The sequence below is a fragment of the Micromonospora sp. NPDC048905 genome (assembly GCF_040649655.1).
In the GTDB taxonomy this organism is placed as follows: Bacteria; Actinomycetota; Actinomycetes; order Mycobacteriales; family Micromonosporaceae; genus Micromonospora.
The window spans coordinates 151,992-169,609 of the sequence record NZ_JBEZFV010000010.1; the positions used below are offsets into that span (position 1 = coordinate 151,992).

Here is a 17,618-nt window from a genome sequence, read left to right on the forward strand (position 1 = left end):
GCGGGGGCCTAGGTGAGCCCCGGCAGGCCGCGCCCTCGCCGGCCCGACGAGCAGCTCGTCGAGGCGCTCATACCCACCCCACTGCCGGTCGTATCGCCGGAGCCGGCACCGCTGCCGACCTTGCCCGCGCCCGCCGCCCGCACGAGTGATGGCGTGCTGTTCGACGTGGCCCGACCCGACGCCGCCGGACGCGTCACCGCTCGTGCATTGCTGCGGGCGTTGGGCTGGACACCGGGCCTCACGCTGCACGTCGACGTCGTGACCGCCGCAATCCTGATCACCCCGGCCGCCGAAGGCGCGCACGTCGTGGGCACCCGCGAGGAGCTGCCCCTACCGGCCGCCGCCCGACACCTGTGCGGCATCGCCACCGGCGAACCCGTGCTCCTGGCTGCCCTGCCCCGCCAGAACCGCATTCTCGTGCACCCCTCAAACACCATCACGGCGGTCCTGGCCGACCTGCACGCCCGCATCCTCGCAGAGCCCTCATGACCACGGATCCCGATCGTGTCGCCACCGCCCGAGCGATGCTCGAGCACCTCGGCCTCACCGCCGCCGACCTCACCGGCAGTAACCGGCCCGCCGTGCCGACAGTCGCCGAGTACCTTCCTGCTGTGGTCGCCGCGGCGAGCCCGGGCACCCGACGCACCTACGGCAGCTCCTGGAGACGAATGGCCGCCGCCTACGGCGACCGGCGCATTGACGCGGTGCGCGCCAGCGACCTCGAAGCCCTCATGCGACAGGCCGCCGCAGGCGCCCGCCCTCGCCGCAACTCCCGAAACGGCCGGCACGCCGGCGAGCACCTCATCGCCGCCGCCCGCGCCTTCTACAACCGCGCCATCGCCGACGGCTACCTGACCATCGCGGACAGCCCCGCCCATCGGGTCCGCAAACCCCGCCGGCTGCCCAACACCCGCCGCGCCCTCACCCCTGACGAACTGTCCGACATCAACGCCGCCGCCCGCAGCGGCGGCAACGACATCGTGCTCGACGCGCTGCTGCTGCGCCTGCACACCGAAACGGCCTGCCGACGCAGCGGGGCTCTCGCGCTGCGCCTGATCGACCTGGACACCGACCACGCGCTGATCCGCCTGTCCGAGAAGGGCAGCACGCAACGCTGGCAGCCCATCACCCCGATGCTCGCCAGCCGACTGGACGACCACGCCCGAGCCCGCGGCGCCGTCGCACCGACCGATGCGCTGCTGCGCTACCGCAACGGCCAACCCGCCACCTACCGGCGCTACGACCTGATGTGGAAACGCATCGGCCGACAGTTGCCGTGGGTCGCCGCCCAGGGCATCACCACGCACTGGCTGCGCCACACCACCCTGACCTGGGTGGAGCGGCACTTCGGCTACGGGGTGGCCCGCGCCTACGCCGGCCACACCGACCGCCGCGGACCCGCCACCACCACCTACATCAAAGCCGACCTGCACGCCGTCGCCACCGCGCTGGCCGCCCTCACCGGCCAACCCCACCCGCTGGCCGCCGCCGATAGCGAGCAGCGGTTCCCCCGCCGAGGACGCGGAGGAGATGGGGTGGCCACAAACCCGTGAATCCATCGCTAGAGGGGCCGGGAAAGCCACCGCGCTCTCGATAGGCCGCCGACGGCGCATACCGGAGGTGTGCGCAGCGCTGGTAGGTCTCCGGACTCGTGGGCGGGAGGCGTGGTTGTCTGCTGGCCGCCCTCGGTGCTCGATGGCCGTGAGTGACCCGACCAGCGTTGGGAACACGGATACGCGGACCACCACGACCCGTCGGGGGCGCGAAGTGAGGCGTGCTGTGACGGCGGGGGTACCCGCCCACCGCATGCGCCAGGTCGGCACCGGCCACGACTGACCAACGTCGACCCGATAGGCATCCAGGCTTAGAGGCCACTGAACCGATCCCACAGGAATCACCCGGCGGAGCACTCCTCGGCCCCTCACCTGGGCCTCGGTTCGTCACCGATCCGCAGGGCGAACGCCGTGCCGCAGACCAGGTGGTGCAGCCGACGATGTGCACGACAGCCGGTTGTAATGGGGCTGGGCCTCTGGGCCATTTTGGGGTTACAGCCAGTCGCGTTGCTTGAACGCGCGATGCAGTGCCACACCGGCGGCGATCATGAGGGCCAGGGCGAACGGGTAACCGATGCGCCAGTGGAGTTCAGGCATGTGATCGAAGTTCATGCCGTAGACGGCGGCGACCAGTGATGGTGCGAAGAAGATCGCGGCCCAAGCCGAGATCCTCTTGACCTGCTCGTTCTGGGTGTAGTTGGCTTCGGTGAGCCGCTGCACCTTCTCGTTCTGGATCTGGGCGGCGTTGGTGGCCTTGATGGTCAGGATGCTCTGGTAGAACTCGATGACACCCTGCAGGTACTCACGCTCACCGTCGGCGATGCGCCGCACCCGGATGAACTGGTCGGTGCTGTCGTCGACAAGCGGCTTGTCGTCGCGGGGCAGGCCGTCCAGTGTTGCCATGCGGCCGTAGATGGCGCCGCCGAGCGCACCCATGGTGCGGACGGCGAGCAGCCCGTGTCGGGCGCGGAAGAGTTCGTTGAGGAAGGACTCCGGGTCGCCGACGTTGCCGCCGGTGACCTGTTGTTCAAGGCGCCACACGTCGGCGGTGACCTGTTCGACGTAGTCCTCCTGATTGCGGGTCAGGGCGGCGACGATGGCGTGCGACAACGCGAATGGGCTGGCTGGTTGCAGTCGGCCCTTGGCGATGCGAGCGAGGACCGCGCGCGTTTCTCGTTCTGCCGTGGCTGCCGCTACGGCGGGGTTGACCGGCCCGTGCACGGTGACGAGGTAGTTGCGGCCGATGAACTGGTCGAGTTCGAGGTAGTGGACGTGGCCGCGCTCGCCTCTTTCCGGGGCGTGCAGGATCACGAAGATGTAGTCCCTGTAGGCGTGCATTTTGGGGACGCGGTTGCGTTCGAGGGTGTCTTTGATAGCCAGCGGATGGAAGTGGAAGACCTCGGACAGCAACTGCGCAGCTCCGGCGTGGCCAGCGGGGATGTCGACCCACAGGAAACCGTCGGTGCGGTTGAGTAGGTCCGGGATGTCGTCCGCGCGGTGGCTTTCAAGACCTGTCTTGGTGATCATCCGTACGTCCACTCTGCCAGCATGAGACACACGCGGCGCAATGGGCTCGATATTGACGCCTTCTTAACGTGATGGTCGTGCGCTAAGCCGGGGCTAACCTGCGGGCGGCGCTTACGGTCGATTCGGGCTCGCGCGGCAACTCGTGGGTGACGGGTCGGGTTTCCTTGGCCGAAGATGTGGCACCGCGGGGAATGGCAGCCGGACGAGCCCTTGACACGCTGACCTTCCACGAGCGGGACCCGGTTGGTGGAGGGTCTGGGGCTTGGGGGTCCGCGGTGTCTGTGGGTGCGCCCCGTTGCGGATGTGAGCTGCGGAGCTCGTTCTGGGTTGGGTTCTTATGTCGGCAGGTGCAGGTGGTGTAGGTCCTCTGGCACCGGTAGGTCCGGTCGGTAGACCAGCAGCGGTGGCTGACTGTCGGTGTCGGCGCGGGCGGCGGGAGCGTCGGCGAGGGAGAACTGGTCCCGGAGGCGGCCGAAGAAGTCGTCGACGTCGGCGACGATGAGCTTCGCGCGGCGTCGGGCGGGGTAGACGGAGACCCAGTCGCCGGGGTCGAGGATCCCGTGTACGCGTCCGTCGACGACGACGGTGACCTGACCCGATCGCGGGAGCACTTGGACACCGACGGGTTCGTCCGGGGCGGTGACCATGCTGCGGTTGAACGCCATGTGCGGGGCGACCGGGGTGAACACGAGGGCGTTGAGGCGGGGCGAGAGGACCGGTCCGCCGGCGGCGAAGGAGTACGCGGTGGAGCCGGTCGGTGAGGCGACCATGACGCCGTCGGCGGAGTAGGTGGCGAACAGCCGCCCGGACAGGTACACGGCGACACTGGTCTGCCGGTCCCGGCCGAGTTTTTCGAACACGACGTCGTTGAGGGCGTTCAGGCCCAACGGGACACCCCAACCCACCTGGTCGGGTGTAGCCGGGCGGGGAAGGGGCGGGACAGGATCGGGACCGCGGCCGTAGCGCAGCAGGGTCCGCAGCTCCGGTGGGACCTGAAGCGGTCGCGACGCTCGCAGGGTGAGCAGCATGCGTTTCTGGATGGGTGCGCGTCCGGTCAGGGCGGCGCCGAGCACCCTCGGCAGGTCCGCGGCGGCGAACGGGGTGAGGAAGCCGACCCGGCCGGCCTTCACCCCGAGAACGGGCGCGTCGGCCTCGACGGCGACGGCCAGTCCGCGTAGGAGGGTTCCGTCGCCGCCGATGGTCACGACGAGCTGTGGTCGCTGCGCCATGGCGGCCAGCACCTGGGCGGGGCTCTGCTCGTCCTGCCAGACGTCCAGGGTCAGTGACGTCGCACCGTGCTCGGCGCAGATCCGCGACACCACCTCCGCCGTCTCAGCGGCCTGCGGCCTGGTCGGGTGCACGACGACACCAACGAGCATCCGAACCCCCCACGCCCTCTCGGCTGTCAACTCATCTGACGATGGACACTCCGGCATCACTCTAAGTGCAGGACCCATAGCGAGGTGTCAGGCATCCCGTCTTGTTGCCGGGTCCCTCGTCGCTCACCGCGAGCCGGTGCGACGTCCCTGTGATCAATCACGTCCCCTAACGACATCCCGCCTCTTGTTGCAAGATAATGGCAACAGCCAGACTGTGGCAGCAATGAGAGGACGTACCTGATGGCCGTGTACAAACTGCCCGACCTGCCCTACGACTACGGGGCACTCGAACCCGCGATGTCCGGGGAGATCTTGGAGCTGCACCACGACAAGCACCACGCCGCGTACGTCAAGGGCGCCAACGATGGGCTCGACCGGCTTGCCGAGGCTCGGGACAAGGGCGACTACGCGACGCTTGTCGGGTTGGAGAAGACGTTCGCGTTCAACCTGTCCGGGCACGTGTTGCACTCGATCTTCTGGAACAACCTGTCCCCGGACGGCGGTGACCGACCGGACGGTGAGTTGGCGGCGGCGATCGACGAGCACTTCGGCTCCTTCGACGGTTTCGCCGGTCAGTTGTCGGCGGCGACGAAGGGGGTGCAGGGCTCCGGGTGGGGTGTCCTGGCGTGGGAGCCGCTGAGCCAACGGTTGATCGTGGAGCAGGTCTACGACCACCACGGCAACGTCGGGCAGGGCTCCACCCCGGTCCTGGTGTTCGACGCCTGGGAGCACGCCTACTACCTGCAGTACCGCAACGTGCGCCCGGACTACGTGGACCGGCTGTGGAACCTGGTCAACTGGACCGACGTCACCGCCCGTTTCGACGCCGCCCGCGCCGCAATCCCGAAGATCTGACCCGGCGTGAGCGGGTACACCCCCGAGGCCGCCGAGATCGTGCAACGCGCCGCCGGGGTCATCGCGGCCAAACACCGTGGTGACCTCGTCGGCGCCGAGGCGCTGATGTCGGCGTTCAGCTCCGAGCAGGCCCGTACCCTCGGCTTCTACCTGCTGGCCGACCTCGCGCTAGGCCTGGTCAAGGCGCAGAGCGGCCAGTCGATGGACGACCTGGTCCGGGAACTGACCCTGCTCCTGGCCGACACCGCCCAGTCGCCGCCGGCCTGACCGTCCGCCGGGTCCCGCCGAGTCAGCGGAACCCGGCGGGCGACGCAACCCGCCGCTTCCTGTTCTGCTACGTGTCACTGGACTCACGCTGCACGGTGGCTCACGCTCGCCCCGACGGTACGCTCGCTGAGCTGCCAGAGGCGCTCCACCGCCGCTGCGTCAGCCACGAGCGGCGCCGGCACCGCTGGCAGGCAACCCTCGTAGTAGGCACCGTTGACCGGCACCTCGCCGGTGGCCGCGCGCAGTACCGCCTGCATCCCGTCGATCACTGGGACACCACTGCGGCCATAGATACTGAGGAGCCGCGTTGCCACCACACCCGGGTGAACACTGGCGACCGTCACCTCGGTCCAGGACCTGTCAGCCAGCGCCACCCCGAACATGGTCAACGCCAGCTTGGCCTGCGCGTACGCGATCACCGGCGCGTACCGCTCGATGCGGTTCAGATCACTCCACGGCAGGTCACCCATCCGGTGCAGGCAAGACGACACGTTGACCACTCGCGCGCCGCGCTTGCCGCGCAGCGCCGGCAGCAGCGAGGTTGTCAACAGGTACGGTGCGAGGTAGTTGACCTGCCACGACAGTTCGTTGCCGTCGACCGTCGCTGCCCTGCGCGCAGGGCCAACCATTGCCGCGTTGTTGATGAGCAGTTGCAGCCCCGAGGACTGGGCAACCACCGCGTCGGCGAGCGCACGCACCTGCGACAGCTGCGCGAAGTCCGCGATCATCGGCTGGACCGGTGCCGACGCCGCGACGGTGTCGAGGAGCCGCCGCGTCGCGTCATGCCCCTCGGTCTCCGTCTTGGCGTGCAGCAGCACGTGCCAGCCGCGGGCCGCCAAGGCGCAGGCGACCTCGAAACCGATGCCGCTGCTGGCCCCGGTGACCAGAGCGGTCCGGGAGACCTCGTCCATCTGGCTCCTTTACGCCGGTGTGCTGTCAGCTGTCGGGTTGTGCTCTCGTCGGAAGCAAGAGGTTGCGGCGGGTTCGAAGCCGAACCGGCCCGAACCCGCCGCGCGACGGGGTGCAGCGCGTCGAGAGCAGTCAGCGACATGCGCCGCGCCCGGATGTGGGGGACGGCGATGCCCTGTCTGGACCGCACCGGTCGCCCGTCCACTACGGCTGGGCTCGGACAAGCCCGGCCGGGGTGCGCCACGTCAATCTGACTACCGTCGCTTCTTCCACCTCGTCCTTGCGACGACGAGCACATCGCGTACGGGGTGTGCGCCACAAGGCTCTTCACACCGCTGATACGGAACCCGGCTGGGTATTGACGCCGCCGATACGCCAGCCCGCCGCAAGGGGACTGCCGGTTCCGAACGAATCGTGCCTGCGGCGGATCGTGTCGGCCGGTGCGCGCATCTTGGTGCCGGCACCAACCGGCTCGTATGGCTGCGTAGGTGCCGTTATGGCCGTGTCAAGAATCGGCCCGTGGTCGTAACGGGTGCGTGAAAGCTGTCGACGGTGGCCGGCCCGGCGGACTGAGATGGTGCCAGGTGGACTCGATGCGCGGGTCCGCACGGTTGCCGGAGGTTTGCCATGGCGGTGGATCGCAACCTGTGGGAAGCACGGGGCGCGCAGCGGACACCGACGGGCGTCAGCGTCGCGATCGGCTGGACGGCGATGATCGCCGCGTCCCTCGTGGCGGCGGCGCTGTTCTCGCGCTCGGAGATGCCGGGGCGGGTGCTCGTTGTCGCTGTGGCGGCCGGTGCCTTTGCGGCGCTGGTTCCTGACCTGCGCGCTGTGGCCGCGGTTACCGGTTTGGCCATGGCCACGTTCGTCGGGTTCCTGGCGAACCAGTTCGGCGAGCTGACCGGCGGCGACGGGGCCTGGTCGTACGCCGTGGTGATCGGCTTCGGTGCGATCCTCGGGATCGGCTACCGGTTCATGCGGCAGGTCCCGCAGACACGACACGCGCATTCAGAACCGCTGCAGGTGGTGGCGGACAACTCTTTCCCTGATGAACGTGATGTAGCTGTCGCACCGCCCGACAACGCCTTCGACGGCCGTCGCGCGGCTTGAGCCGCTCGTAGTACCGCCGCGCCTGACGGTTCGTGCCGGCCGCGTCGGTCACTGGTCGCTGCGCGGTGGGCAGCATGCGCGCCCCGGGCATCCCAGCCTGCGCACCTCGGTGGTCATGGCGCCACCGCCCCGGTGGCGGGTGTCACGACCGCGACCGCTGGGCCACTCCCAATCGCATGGCTCCGAGCTCAGGTTGTCAATGCCGTCCAGAGGAATCAGCCGCTCTCGTCGGGAGCGTCATGACACAACTCTCATCGGGCGAACAATCGAATCCGCGCCGCGGGCTTGACCCTGACGCTGCGTCAACCCTTCATGCTGGCTGCCATGAGCAATTCGCCAACAACAGCTCAGGCCGAGCAATCCGCGATCCACGTGCACGGCCTGGAGAAGTCGTTCAAGGACCTGAAGGTCCTGCGCGGCGTGGACATCGACGTCGCGCGGGGCAGCATCTTCGCTCTGCTCGGGTCCAACGGGGCGGGCAAGACCACGGTGGTCAAGATCCTCTCCACGCTACTCAGGGCCGACGCGGGGACCGCCCGGGTCAACGGCTTTGACGTCGCGGCACAGGCTGCCGAGGTGCGCGAGTCGATAAGCCTCACCGGGCAGTTCGCGGCGGTCGACGAGATCCTCAGCGGGCGGGAGAACCTCGTCCTGGTCGCCAAGCTCCGGCACCTCAAGGACCCGCGCGCGATCGCGGACGACCTGCTGAGGCGCTTTTCGCTGACCGAGGCGGGCAGCCGGCGGGTGGCGACGTACTCCGGTGGCATGCGCCGCCGGCTGGACATCGCGATGAGTCTCATCGGGAACCCACCGGTGATCTTCCTTGACGAGCCGACAACCGGGCTGGACCCGGAGGCGCGCATCGAGGTGTGGCAGGCCGTCATGGACCTGGCCAAGGGCGGTACGACCGTACTGCTCACCACTCAGTACCTCGACGAGGCGGAGCACCTCGCCGACCGGATCGCGATTCTGCACGAGGGTCGGATCATCGTGAACGGCACCCTCGACGAGCTCAAGCAGCTCCTCCCACCCGCGAAGATCGAGTACGTCGAGAAGCAGCCCAGCCTGGAGGACGTCTTCCTCACTCTCGTCGGCGCCCGAACGAACAAGGAACAGTCATGAACAAGCATTTCCTCGGCGACACCGCCGTTCTCCTGGGACGCTCGCTGCGCCACATCGCCCGCAGCCCGGACACCATCATCACCACCGCGATCATGCCGATCGCCTTCATGCTGCTGTTCGTCTACGTCTTCGGCGGCGCGATCGAGACCGGGACCGACTCGTATGTGAACTACCTGCTGCCCGGCATCCTGATCATCACGATCGCCTCGGGCATCTCCTACACCGCCTTCCGGCTCTTCCTCGATATGAAGGGCGGCATCTTCGAACGTTTCCAGTCCATGCCGATCGCCCGCTCGTCAGTGCTGTGGGCGCACGTGCTGACCTCGCTGGTCGCCAACCTGATCTCACTCGTCGTCGTCATCGGCGTCGCCCTGATCATGGGCTTCCGCACCGGCACGAGCGTGTTGGGATGGCTCGCGGTCGCCGGCATCCTCGTCCTGTTCACCCTGGCGCTCACCTGGATCGCCGTGATCCCCGGTCTCACCGCGAAGACGCTGGACGGCGCGAGCGCGTTCTCCTACCCTCTCATCTTCCTGCCGTTCGTCAGCTCCGCCTTCGTGCCCACCCAGTCCATGCCCGGCCCGGTACGCGCCTTCGCCGAGCACCAGCCGGTGACCTCCATCGTCAACGCGATCCGGGACCTGTTCACCCAACAGCCGGTCGGCACCGACATCTGGATCGCCCTCGCCTGGTGCGTCGGCATCCTCGTCCTCGCCTACCTGTTCGCAAACGTCACCTACCGTCGCAAGATCTCCTGAACCGGTGTCGACCAGAGCTGGGCGAACTGAGGGCAGGATCAGAGCATGCTGACGATCGGTCAACTCGCGGCCTACGCGGGCGTCACGGTGCGGGCGGTGCGGCACTACCACCAGATCGGCCTGCTGCCCGAGCCGGAGCGGGACGCTTCGGGCTATCGGCGGTACGGCGCGACGGCAGTCGTGTCCCTCATCAAGATCCGCACCCTCGCCGACGCCGGCGTGCCACTGTCGCAGATCAGCCGGATGCTCGACGCCGACGCAGCAGCCTTCGCCGAGGCGATCCGGACCATCGACGACCACCTGCAAGACGAGATCCAACGGCTGCAGACCAGCCGCAGACACATCGCACAGCTCACCGCCGGGGACAGCCTGGCGCTCCCACCGGAGGTGGCCGCCTATCTCGACCGACTCCGGGGCATCGGCGCGTCCCCGCGGATGGTGGAGGCAGAACGCGACGGGTGGATCCTGGTCGCGGCGCGCTGGCCCGACCGCATCGTCGAGTGGATGCCCGGCAAGATCGCCGCTCTCGACGATCCGCAGGTCGTCCGGCTCTACCGGGTGCTCTCGGAGATCTTCGACGGTGACGAGGCCGACGACCCGCGTCTGGCGGAGGCCGCCGACATCATGGCCTGCCTGGCAGAGCAGGCATACGCCGCCGGCGAGGTCCCGCCCGCCGAGGAGGTCGAGGACGACCTCCCGCACGACCTGATCGACGCGCTCGCCGACGAGGCCGACCCGCGGGCACGGCGGCTGCGGGAGCTGATGCGCGAGCGCGGCTGGTCCGGTTGGAACCGGATGGAACGGCTGGCGGCGCCGCCCGACTGACCTGCCGGCGCCGCTTGGCGCGCCTTGATGTCGGCCCCTGGCGTCGGCAGGAGGCTAGGGATCAGGCAGGGGCGATCCTGGCTGTGGTCAGGTCAGTATCCGGCGGGGTGATGGGTGGTGCCACCCTGAGCCATGGCGGTTGCATTCTGAGCCACTCGGTGCCAAAATGGCACCACGAGAGTTGGAGGCGGCGGAAGTCGCCACATCGACGCTTCGATCAGACGACGCGCTGGACACGTCTCCCGTGCCGGCCGCAGGCGGCGACGTCGTTGACCAGGCACTTACTCCGTGAATGGCAACCCAGTCCGCTGTTCTCCGCCGCTGGTTGGCAGTGCGTGGCGGGTGGATATCGCCGGCAATTCATCACCGATGACAGGAGTTCTCCCGTATGTTCGCCAGATTCGGACGCGCGATCGTCCTCAATCCATGGAAAGTGATAGCGGTATGGCTCGTGCTGCTCGTCGGCTCGTTCTTCGCGCCGTCCCTCGCTGATCAGGTCAGCACCGATCAGGCCAGCTTCCTGCCGTCCCGCTACGAGTCGGTGCAGGCGCAGGAGGTGGCAGAACGCGCGTTCGGCCAGGGCGACGGGGCGAGCGCCACCATCGTCGTCAAGCGCGGCGACGGCCAGCCCCTCGGCGCCGCCGACACCGACCGGATCAGTCAACTCGCTCAGACGATCCAAGGCGCCGGCATCGACCGCATCGGCTCCGCGGTCACCGGGCCGCAGGCCGTCTCGCCGAATAAGCTGGTGCAACTGGTCAACATCTCGCTCACCGGTCCACCCGCTGATCCGGTGCTCGGCGACGCGGTCGTGTCCATCCGCGACAAGGCGAAATCCACCCTGGAGGGCTCGGGCCTGTCGTACGCGGTGACCGGAGATGTCGCCCTGCTCGTCGACAACCAGGACGCCTTCGACACCGCTCTGCTGGTGGTCAGCATCGTGACCCTGGCCCTGGTCGTCGGCCTCCTGCTCATCATCTACCGCAGCCCGGTCGCGGCCCTCCTGCCGGTCGTGGTCGTCGGCGTGGTCTCCGCGGTGTCGAGTGCGGTCATCGCCCTGTTCGTCAAGGCGTTCGGCATGCAGGTGGACCAGTCACTGCTGACCATCCTCACCGTGGTGCTCTACGGCGTCGGCACCGACTACATCGTCTTCCTGCTGTTCCGCTACCGGGAGCGGCTACGCGCCGGTGACGCCCCGAAGAACGCGCTCGCCACGGCGGTCAGCCGGGTCGGCGAGGTCATCGCGTCGGCTGCCGCGGCGATCGTGATCGCGTTCGGCGCACTCCTGCTCGCGGTGTTCGGCGGCTTCCGGAGTCTCGGCCCGGGCCTTGCCATCGGGGTGGTCGTCATGGCCATCGCCGCGGTCACGCTGGTGCCGGCCATCGTCTCGCTCATCGGCCCCAAGGTGTTCTGGCCGTCGAAATCCTGGCAGCGCGCACCTCGGGGCAGCGTCTTCCAACGCCTGGGCCGGCTCACCGGACGTCGGCCGGCGGTGGTCGCCCTCGCCTCGGGCGGCGTCATGGTCGCACTGGCGCTGGGCGTGTTCGGTCTCAAGGTCGACTATGACCAGGTCGCGCAGCTGCCCGCCAACACCGAGTCGGCACGCGCCCTGGACGACCTGAAGACCGGCTTTCCCGCTGGTGCCCTCAATCCGACCACCGTCTACGTCCGCGCGGACAACGGCCAGCGTCTCGACCCGGCGACACTCACCGGCTACGCGCAGGCACTGGCCCAGGTGCCCGGGGTCGGCAGCCTGATGCCCGCCTCTGACGGCAGTCCTGCCGCCGTCAGCTCGGACGGCGCGGTCGCCCAGATCAACCTGCTGCTGAACACCAGCCCGTACTCGACGGCGGCCCTCGACCTGGCCGGTGACGACCTTCGGCAGGTGGCCCACGACCAGGCCCCGGCAGGAACGACCGCGCTGGTCGGCGGTGTCAGCTCGGTCTTCGCCGACATCCGCGACGCGAACAATCGCGACCTGTGGGTGATCTTCCCGGTGGCCGGGGTGCTGATCGCCGTGATCCTGGGTCTGCTCCTGCGCAGCATCGTCGCCCCGGTGTATCTCATGATCGCAGTCGGCCTCGGCTTCATGGCGACGCTCGGCGCGACCGTCCTGGCCTTCCAGGGCATCGGTGGCCGGTCGGGCCTGTCATTTTCCTTGCCGATCATCCTGTACCTGTTCGTGGTGGCGATCGGCACCGACTACAACATCCTCATGATCGCCCGGCTTCGCGAAGAGGCGCGAGCCGGCAACGACCCGCGCACCGCCGCCTCACTGGCGATCCACCACGCTGGACCGTCGGTGGCCGCTGCCGGTCTGATTCTCGCCGGCACGTTCACCTCGATGCTGTTCGCCGGGGTGTCGTTCCTGACCGAGATGGGCTTCGCGGTCTCGGTGGGAATCGTGCTGTCCGCGTTCATCATGTCCCTGTTCCTCGTCCCCGGCATCACCGCGCTCCTCGGCCACGCCGCCTGGTGGCCAGGGCACGGCGACGCCACCCGCGCCGACTCGTCGGCAACGCCGGCCGGGGCAAGCCCATCCGAGTCGGCGGCCACGGCAGCGCACTGAACGATCGCGACATGCGGTGGGCGAGGCGAACTGCCCCGCCCACCGCATGTCCACCACATCGTCGCTCACGCCGTCTGCGAGGTCGCTGCCTCGGCCGCGCCTACCGCCTTCGGTAACGCCCGAAACAACAGAGAGGTCGTTTGACGGTCCCTGGGTTGGGAACACCCGTTGCGGTGGAAGTGGGAGCCAACTGGCGGCATCGACCGTCAGTTGGCACCCTGCCATGGGATGCCCATGACCCTGTGCGCTCGATCAGATGCCTTTACTAACCGCTGTTCGCCTCGTCACCCGCCGACGTGGATGCCGGGACGGCGAGCGGGGTCGGGTTCGGCCTTGCGGATGATCTCTCGCACCACCGGCGGGGTGTCTCCGCGGCCGAGGATGAGGTAGCGCAGCAGATGCGCGATGGGATTGCCCTCGGACCACTCGAAATGCGCGTGGGGGCGCAGGCCGGTGGCGTCGCGCAGGGCCAGCAGGATCGCCGCGATAGCGTTCGGCGCTGCCGGGCTCTGCGCCCGCAGCACCCGGTAGCCGTCCACCTCGACCCCGCGGACCCGCAGCACGTCGCTGAACTCAGACGGGTCGATGACCTGAATCTCCAGGAACATGACGTCGGCGGCACCGGGTACCGGGTTCATGCCGCGCTGCGCGCGTTCCTTCGCGCGGTACTCGGCGCTCGTACCGAAGTGCGGGCGGTGCGCGACAACGTCGAGGCGGCCGTCGAACTCGATGGAGTCGACGATGAAGCGGCGCGCGGGTTCGTCGAACTCGATGCGCTCGGCCCGCAGCTCGGTTGTCCGCGAGACGCGGGAGATCAGCGACACCGCGATGATGCCGGCGATGAACAGGCCGGAGATGGTGATGCCGTCCGGCTTCTCGATCACGTTCTCGACCAGCGCGTACAGCAGCACCAGCGTGAGTGCGGCGAACCCGGCGGTGGCCCATCGTTGGCGGCGGCGCAGCGCGGAGATCGTCACCGCGACCGCACCGGACACCATCATCGCCAGGATCCCGGTGGCGTAGGCGCCGGCCTGGGCGTTGACGTCGGCCCCGAACGCCACGGTGATGCCGACGCTGATGATCGTGTAGACGATCACCACTGGCCGCACTGCCCGACCCCACTCGGGTGCCATCCCGTAGGCGGGCAGGTAACGCGGCACGATGTTGATCAGGCCGGCCATGGCGGAGGCGCCGGCGAACCACAGTATCAGCACGCTGCTGACGTCGTAGACGGTGCCGAAGCCCTCACCGAGGTACTCGTGGGCGACATAGGCCAAGGCTCGGCCGCTGGCGGCACCGCCGGGCTTGAACTCCTCGGCGGGGATCAGCACCGTCGTGACGAACGTCGTGGTCAGCAGATAGCCGGACATGATCAGAGCGGCGGTGGTGAGCAGCTTGCGGGTGTTGCGGATCCGGGCGTCGAGACGGGCCTTGGCATCGCCGCCGTCGCTGTCGACCAGCGGCATCATGCTCACGCCGGTCTCGAAGCCGGACAGACCCAGCACCAGCAGCGGGAACGCCAGCACTGCGGGGCCGAGCACGTCGCCGACGCCACCGGTGCCGGCGGTCAGGGCGCTGGTCCAGCCCGAGAGCAGCGCCGGGTCGCCGATCACCTCGATCAGTCCGACGGCCACGATCACCGCGTTCAGCAGCAGGAACACCGCCACCAGAGGGATCGCGACTCCGACTGCCTCGCTGAAGCCGAGCAGGAACACCGCGCCCAGGATGAGCAGCAGCACCACCGTGACGAGCACCGCGGCGCCCTGCCCGTGAGGGATCCCTTGCGGCAGGATCGGATTCTCCAGCAGGTGCACTGTGGCGTCCGCCGACGACAGGGTGATCGTGATGATCCATGAGGTCGCCACGAAGCCCAACAGGACCAGCACGAACACCTTGCCCCGCCAGAACGGCAGAAGTTTCTCCAGCATCGCCACCGACCCCTGCCCGTGGGGGCTCTCGCGGGCCACCCGCCGGTACATCGGCAGCACCCCGAACAGGGTCAGCGCGACGATCAGCAGTGTCGCCAGCGGCGACAGCGCGCCAGCGGCAAGGGCCGCGATGCCGGGCAGATAGGACAGGGTGGAGAAGTAGTCCACCCCGGTCAGGCACATCACCTTCCACCACGAGTGCGGCTTGGCGTGCGACTCGCCGGCCTCGGGGCCCGCCGGTTGCACCTGATGCTTCAGCAGCCACCGCACCAGAGTCCCCGCTGGCGCAGTTGCCGCCGACGCCGTGTCCACACACGCGGGCATCACCAGGCCACCCTCATCGGATCCGTGGCCGTCCACCCGCGATTCCTGGCCGGTGTCGCGCTGCTCGCCGCTGCCTCGACGTGCGTCCGTGCCGGCCTGCTGCCCGTTGACCATCCCGACTCCATCCCCGTCCGCGCCTGGCTGTCGCCACCGCATCTCGCCGAGCCTGCGCACCGGTCAGTTCCCGAGCAGCGCAGAGCCTACCCACCCTGCTCAACCACCCCCGCATCTCCAGGTCGCTGACCGGACAGTCGCCCGCCATGGGCATTTCGGCCCGGCTCAGGTCGCGCTGTCGAAGGGCATTCGCCTCTGAGGTGCGAGCGTCGCTCACCTGCGGGCTGGGCTGCTGTGGGCCGCGAGGACGCAGGTACGTCGTCGGCCCGACCGCGGAGATTCCGGACGCACACCATCCTCAGAGGTCGGTGCTGGTTCCGCGGGTGGTGATGGTCGCGCTGCGGGCGTCCCGGTGCCCATAAAGGTGCCAGCGAAATGGCCAAACCGACCACACGGGCCACGCGGAGGCGTTTCTATGACTCTGGTGGTGCTAACCCATGCAGCCCAGTTCGGTACGCGACCAACTCTCAGAGCGAGCTCCAGTGGTAGATATCGTTTTTGTACTCGTCACGGTGGCGCTGTTTCTGCTCCTCGCCCTGCTCGTACGGGCGGTGGAACGGTTGTGACCGCCGTCAACGTGGCCGGGCTGATCGTCGCCGCGGCCCTGCTGGTCTTCCTGGTTCTCGCCCTGCTGTTTCCGGAGCGTTTCTAGATGAGTGCCAGCACCGCGGGCGTGCTCTTCGTCGTCGCGCTTGTGGCCGCCCTCGCCGCGGTCCACCGCGTCTTCGGCGACTACATGTACCGGGTGTTCTCCGGTGACCGGCACAGCCGGGTGGAGCGGGTCGTCTACCGCCTCGTCGGTGTCGACCCCAAGGGGGAGCAGTCCTGGGGGGTCTACGCCCGCAGTGTGCTGGCGTTCTCTCTGGTCTCGGTGTTGTTCCTGTACGCGTTCATGCGGCTGCAGGACAAGCTGTGGCTGTCGCTCGGGTTCCCCGCCGTCACCGACCACGTCGCCTGGAACACCGCCGTGTCGTTCGTGACGAACACGAACTGGCAGGCGTACTCCGGTGAGTCGACCATGGGGCATCTGGTGCAGATGGCCGGGCTGGCGGTGCAGAACTTCGTCTCCGCCGCGGTGGGAATGGCGGTCGCTGTCGCCCTGGTCCGGGGGTTCGCCCGTAGCCAGACGAACAAGCTGGGCAACTTCTGGGTCGACCTGACCCGGGTGAGTATCCGCATCCTGCTGCCCATTGCCGTGGTGGCAACCGTCGTGCTGATCGCCGGCGGTGTGGTGCAGAACCTGTCCGCCGGCACGGACGTCACCACCGTGACGGGTGCGGCGCAGACCATCACCGGTGGACCGGTCGCCAGCCAGGAAGTGATCAAAGAACTCGGCACGAACGGCGGCGGCTTCTACAACGTCAATAGCGCCCACCCGTTCGAGAACCCGACCACCTGGACGAACTGGTTGGAGATCTTTTTGATCTTCCTGATCCCGTTCAGCATGCCCCGGGTGTTCGGCCGGATGATCGGTCAGCCCCGCCAGGGCTACGCGATCGTCGCGGTGATGGCGATCCTGGCGATCGCCAGTGTTGCGTTCACCAACGCTTTCGAGGTCGCTGGGGACGGCACGGTGCCGCAGGCGGTGGGCGCGGCCATGGAGGGCAAGGAGGTTCGGTTCGGGATCCCCGACTCTGCGACGTTCGCGGCGGGCACCACGCTCACCTCGACCGGAGCGGTGGACTCGTTCCACGACTCCTACACCGCCCTCGGCGGCATGGTCCTGATCGTCAACATGATGCTCGGCGAGGTCGCACCAGGCGGTGTCGGCGCGGGCCTCTACGGGATCCTGGTCATCGCGGTCATCACGGTCTTCATCGCCGGCCTCATGGTCGGCCGGACCCCGGAGTTCCTGAACAAGAGGATCGGCGCCCGGGAGATCAAATTCGCGTCGCTGTACTTCCTGGTCACTCCGGCGATCATCCTGATCGGTGTCGCCGCAGCGTTCGCCACCGGAAACAACTCCACCGCGCTGAACCCCGGTGCCCATGGCCTCTCGGAGGTGCTCTACGCGTTCACCTCGGCGGCCAACAACAACGGGTCGGCGTTCGCCGGCATCACCGTCAACACGCCGTGGTGGGACACCGCGTTGGGGTTGGCCATGTTGCTCGGCCGGTTCGTGCCGATCGTGTTCGTGCTCGGCCTGGCCGGCGCGCTGGCCAGCCAGCGACCCGTACCCGCCACCGAGGGGACCCTGCCCACCCACAAGCCGCTGTTCGTCGGCTTGGTCGTAGGCGTGCTGCTGATCCTCGTCGCGTTGAGTTTCCTGCCCGCCCTCGCGCTCGGCCCCCTCGCCGAGGGCCTGTGAAAGACGTATCGAGGTAGATGATGGCTGACGCTCCCTTGGCGCCCGCCCCGTCGGGCGGGCCCGCCGGTGG

Annotated in this window: 15 protein-coding genes; 11 read left to right on the forward strand and 4 right to left on the reverse strand. The window is 68.4% G+C overall.

What is annotated here, in order from left to right; all coding sequences use genetic code 11:
* Positions 1-12 precede the first annotated feature (12 nt).
* Positions 13-489 (forward strand): hypothetical protein, encoded by a 477-nt coding sequence (locus tag AB0C01_RS25135; RefSeq protein WP_357572253.1) that lies wholly within the window; start codon positions 13-15, stop codon positions 487-489.
* Positions 486-1,553, forward strand: coding sequence for a site-specific integrase (locus AB0C01_RS25140; protein ID WP_357572254.1), 1,068 nt, complete (start codon positions 486-488; stop codon positions 1,551-1,553). The genes AB0C01_RS25135 and AB0C01_RS25140 overlap by 4 nt, the downstream gene beginning before the upstream one ends.
* Before the next feature lie 492 nt (positions 1,554-2,045).
* On the opposite strand, the gene AB0C01_RS25145 is transcribed toward AB0C01_RS25140, so the two are convergent.
* Positions 2,046-3,080: a magnesium transporter CorA family protein gene (locus tag AB0C01_RS25145; RefSeq protein WP_357572255.1), complete on the reverse strand. Its 1,035-nt coding sequence runs from the start codon at positions 3,078-3,080 to the stop codon at positions 2,046-2,048.
* 335 nt (positions 3,081-3,415) lie between these two features.
* A complete protein-coding gene (locus AB0C01_RS25150; protein WP_357572256.1) occupies positions 3,416-4,459 on the reverse strand; it encodes an NAD(+)/NADH kinase in 1,044 nt (347 codons plus the stop codon).
* Between the two features lie 240 nt (positions 4,460-4,699).
* Here AB0C01_RS25150 and AB0C01_RS25155 point away from each other — a divergent pair, with 240 nt between their 5' ends.
* Both AB0C01_RS25155 and AB0C01_RS25160 read left to right on the forward strand, forming a co-directional pair.
* Positions 4,700-5,314: a superoxide dismutase gene (locus AB0C01_RS25155; RefSeq protein WP_357572257.1), complete on the forward strand. Its 615-nt coding sequence runs from the start codon at positions 4,700-4,702 to the stop codon at positions 5,312-5,314.
* Between the two features lie 6 nt (positions 5,315-5,320).
* On the forward strand, positions 5,321-5,581 hold the full coding sequence (locus AB0C01_RS25160) for a superoxide dismutase (protein ID WP_357572258.1): 261 nt from the start codon (positions 5,321-5,323) through the stop codon (positions 5,579-5,581).
* Between the two features lie 83 nt (positions 5,582-5,664).
* Here the strand turns inward: AB0C01_RS25160 and AB0C01_RS25165 are convergent, their stop codons facing one another.
* Entirely contained in the window at positions 5,665-6,492 is an 828-nt protein-coding gene (locus tag AB0C01_RS25165; protein ID WP_357572259.1) for an SDR family NAD(P)-dependent oxidoreductase, read from the reverse strand.
* Between the two features lie 625 nt (positions 6,493-7,117).
* Here AB0C01_RS25165 and AB0C01_RS25170 point away from each other — a divergent pair.
* From AB0C01_RS25170 to AB0C01_RS25190, 5 genes are all read left to right on the forward strand, one after another.
* A complete protein-coding gene (locus AB0C01_RS25170; protein ID WP_357572260.1) occupies positions 7,118-7,600 on the forward strand; it encodes a hypothetical protein in 483 nt (160 codons plus the stop codon).
* A gap of 324 nt (positions 7,601-7,924) precedes the next feature.
* The gene (locus AB0C01_RS25175; RefSeq protein WP_357572261.1) at positions 7,925-8,722 is read left to right on the forward strand and encodes an ATP-binding cassette domain-containing protein; all 798 of its coding nucleotides are present in this window, start codon (positions 7,925-7,927) and stop codon (positions 8,720-8,722) included.
* The gene (locus AB0C01_RS25180; protein ID WP_357572262.1) at positions 8,719-9,480 is read left to right on the forward strand and encodes an ABC transporter permease; all 762 of its coding nucleotides are present in this window, start codon (positions 8,719-8,721) and stop codon (positions 9,478-9,480) included. Before AB0C01_RS25175 ends, AB0C01_RS25180 begins: the two co-directional genes overlap by 4 nt.
* 45 nt (positions 9,481-9,525) lie before the next feature.
* Positions 9,526-10,305, forward strand: coding sequence for a MerR family transcriptional regulator (locus tag AB0C01_RS25185; RefSeq protein ID WP_357572263.1), 780 nt, complete (start codon positions 9,526-9,528; stop codon positions 10,303-10,305).
* A gap of 388 nt (positions 10,306-10,693) precedes the next feature.
* Positions 10,694-12,874 carry an MMPL family transporter gene (locus AB0C01_RS25190; protein WP_357572264.1) on the forward strand — a complete coding sequence of 727 codons (2,181 nt, stop codon included), beginning with the start codon at positions 10,694-10,696 and terminating at the stop codon, positions 12,872-12,874.
* 284 nt (positions 12,875-13,158) lie between these two features.
* Here the strand turns inward: AB0C01_RS25190 and AB0C01_RS25195 are convergent, their stop codons facing one another.
* Positions 13,159-15,126 carry an amino acid transporter gene (locus AB0C01_RS25195; protein ID WP_357572296.1) on the reverse strand — a complete coding sequence of 656 codons (1,968 nt, stop codon included), beginning with the start codon at positions 15,124-15,126 and terminating at the stop codon, positions 13,159-13,161.
* A 676-nt stretch (positions 15,127-15,802) separates the two neighbouring features.
* Between AB0C01_RS25195 and kdpF the strand changes: the two genes are divergently transcribed.
* Together kdpF and kdpA are read left to right on the forward strand one after the other, a co-directional pair.
* Entirely contained in the window at positions 15,803-15,892 is a 90-nt protein-coding gene (gene kdpF / locus AB0C01_RS25200; RefSeq protein ID WP_357572265.1) for a K(+)-transporting ATPase subunit F, read from the forward strand.
* Positions 15,893-17,548: a potassium-transporting ATPase subunit KdpA gene (gene kdpA, locus AB0C01_RS25205; RefSeq protein WP_357572266.1), complete on the forward strand. Its 1,656-nt coding sequence runs from the start codon at positions 15,893-15,895 to the stop codon at positions 17,546-17,548.
* The last annotated feature ends 70 nt before the right edge of the window (positions 17,549-17,618 follow it).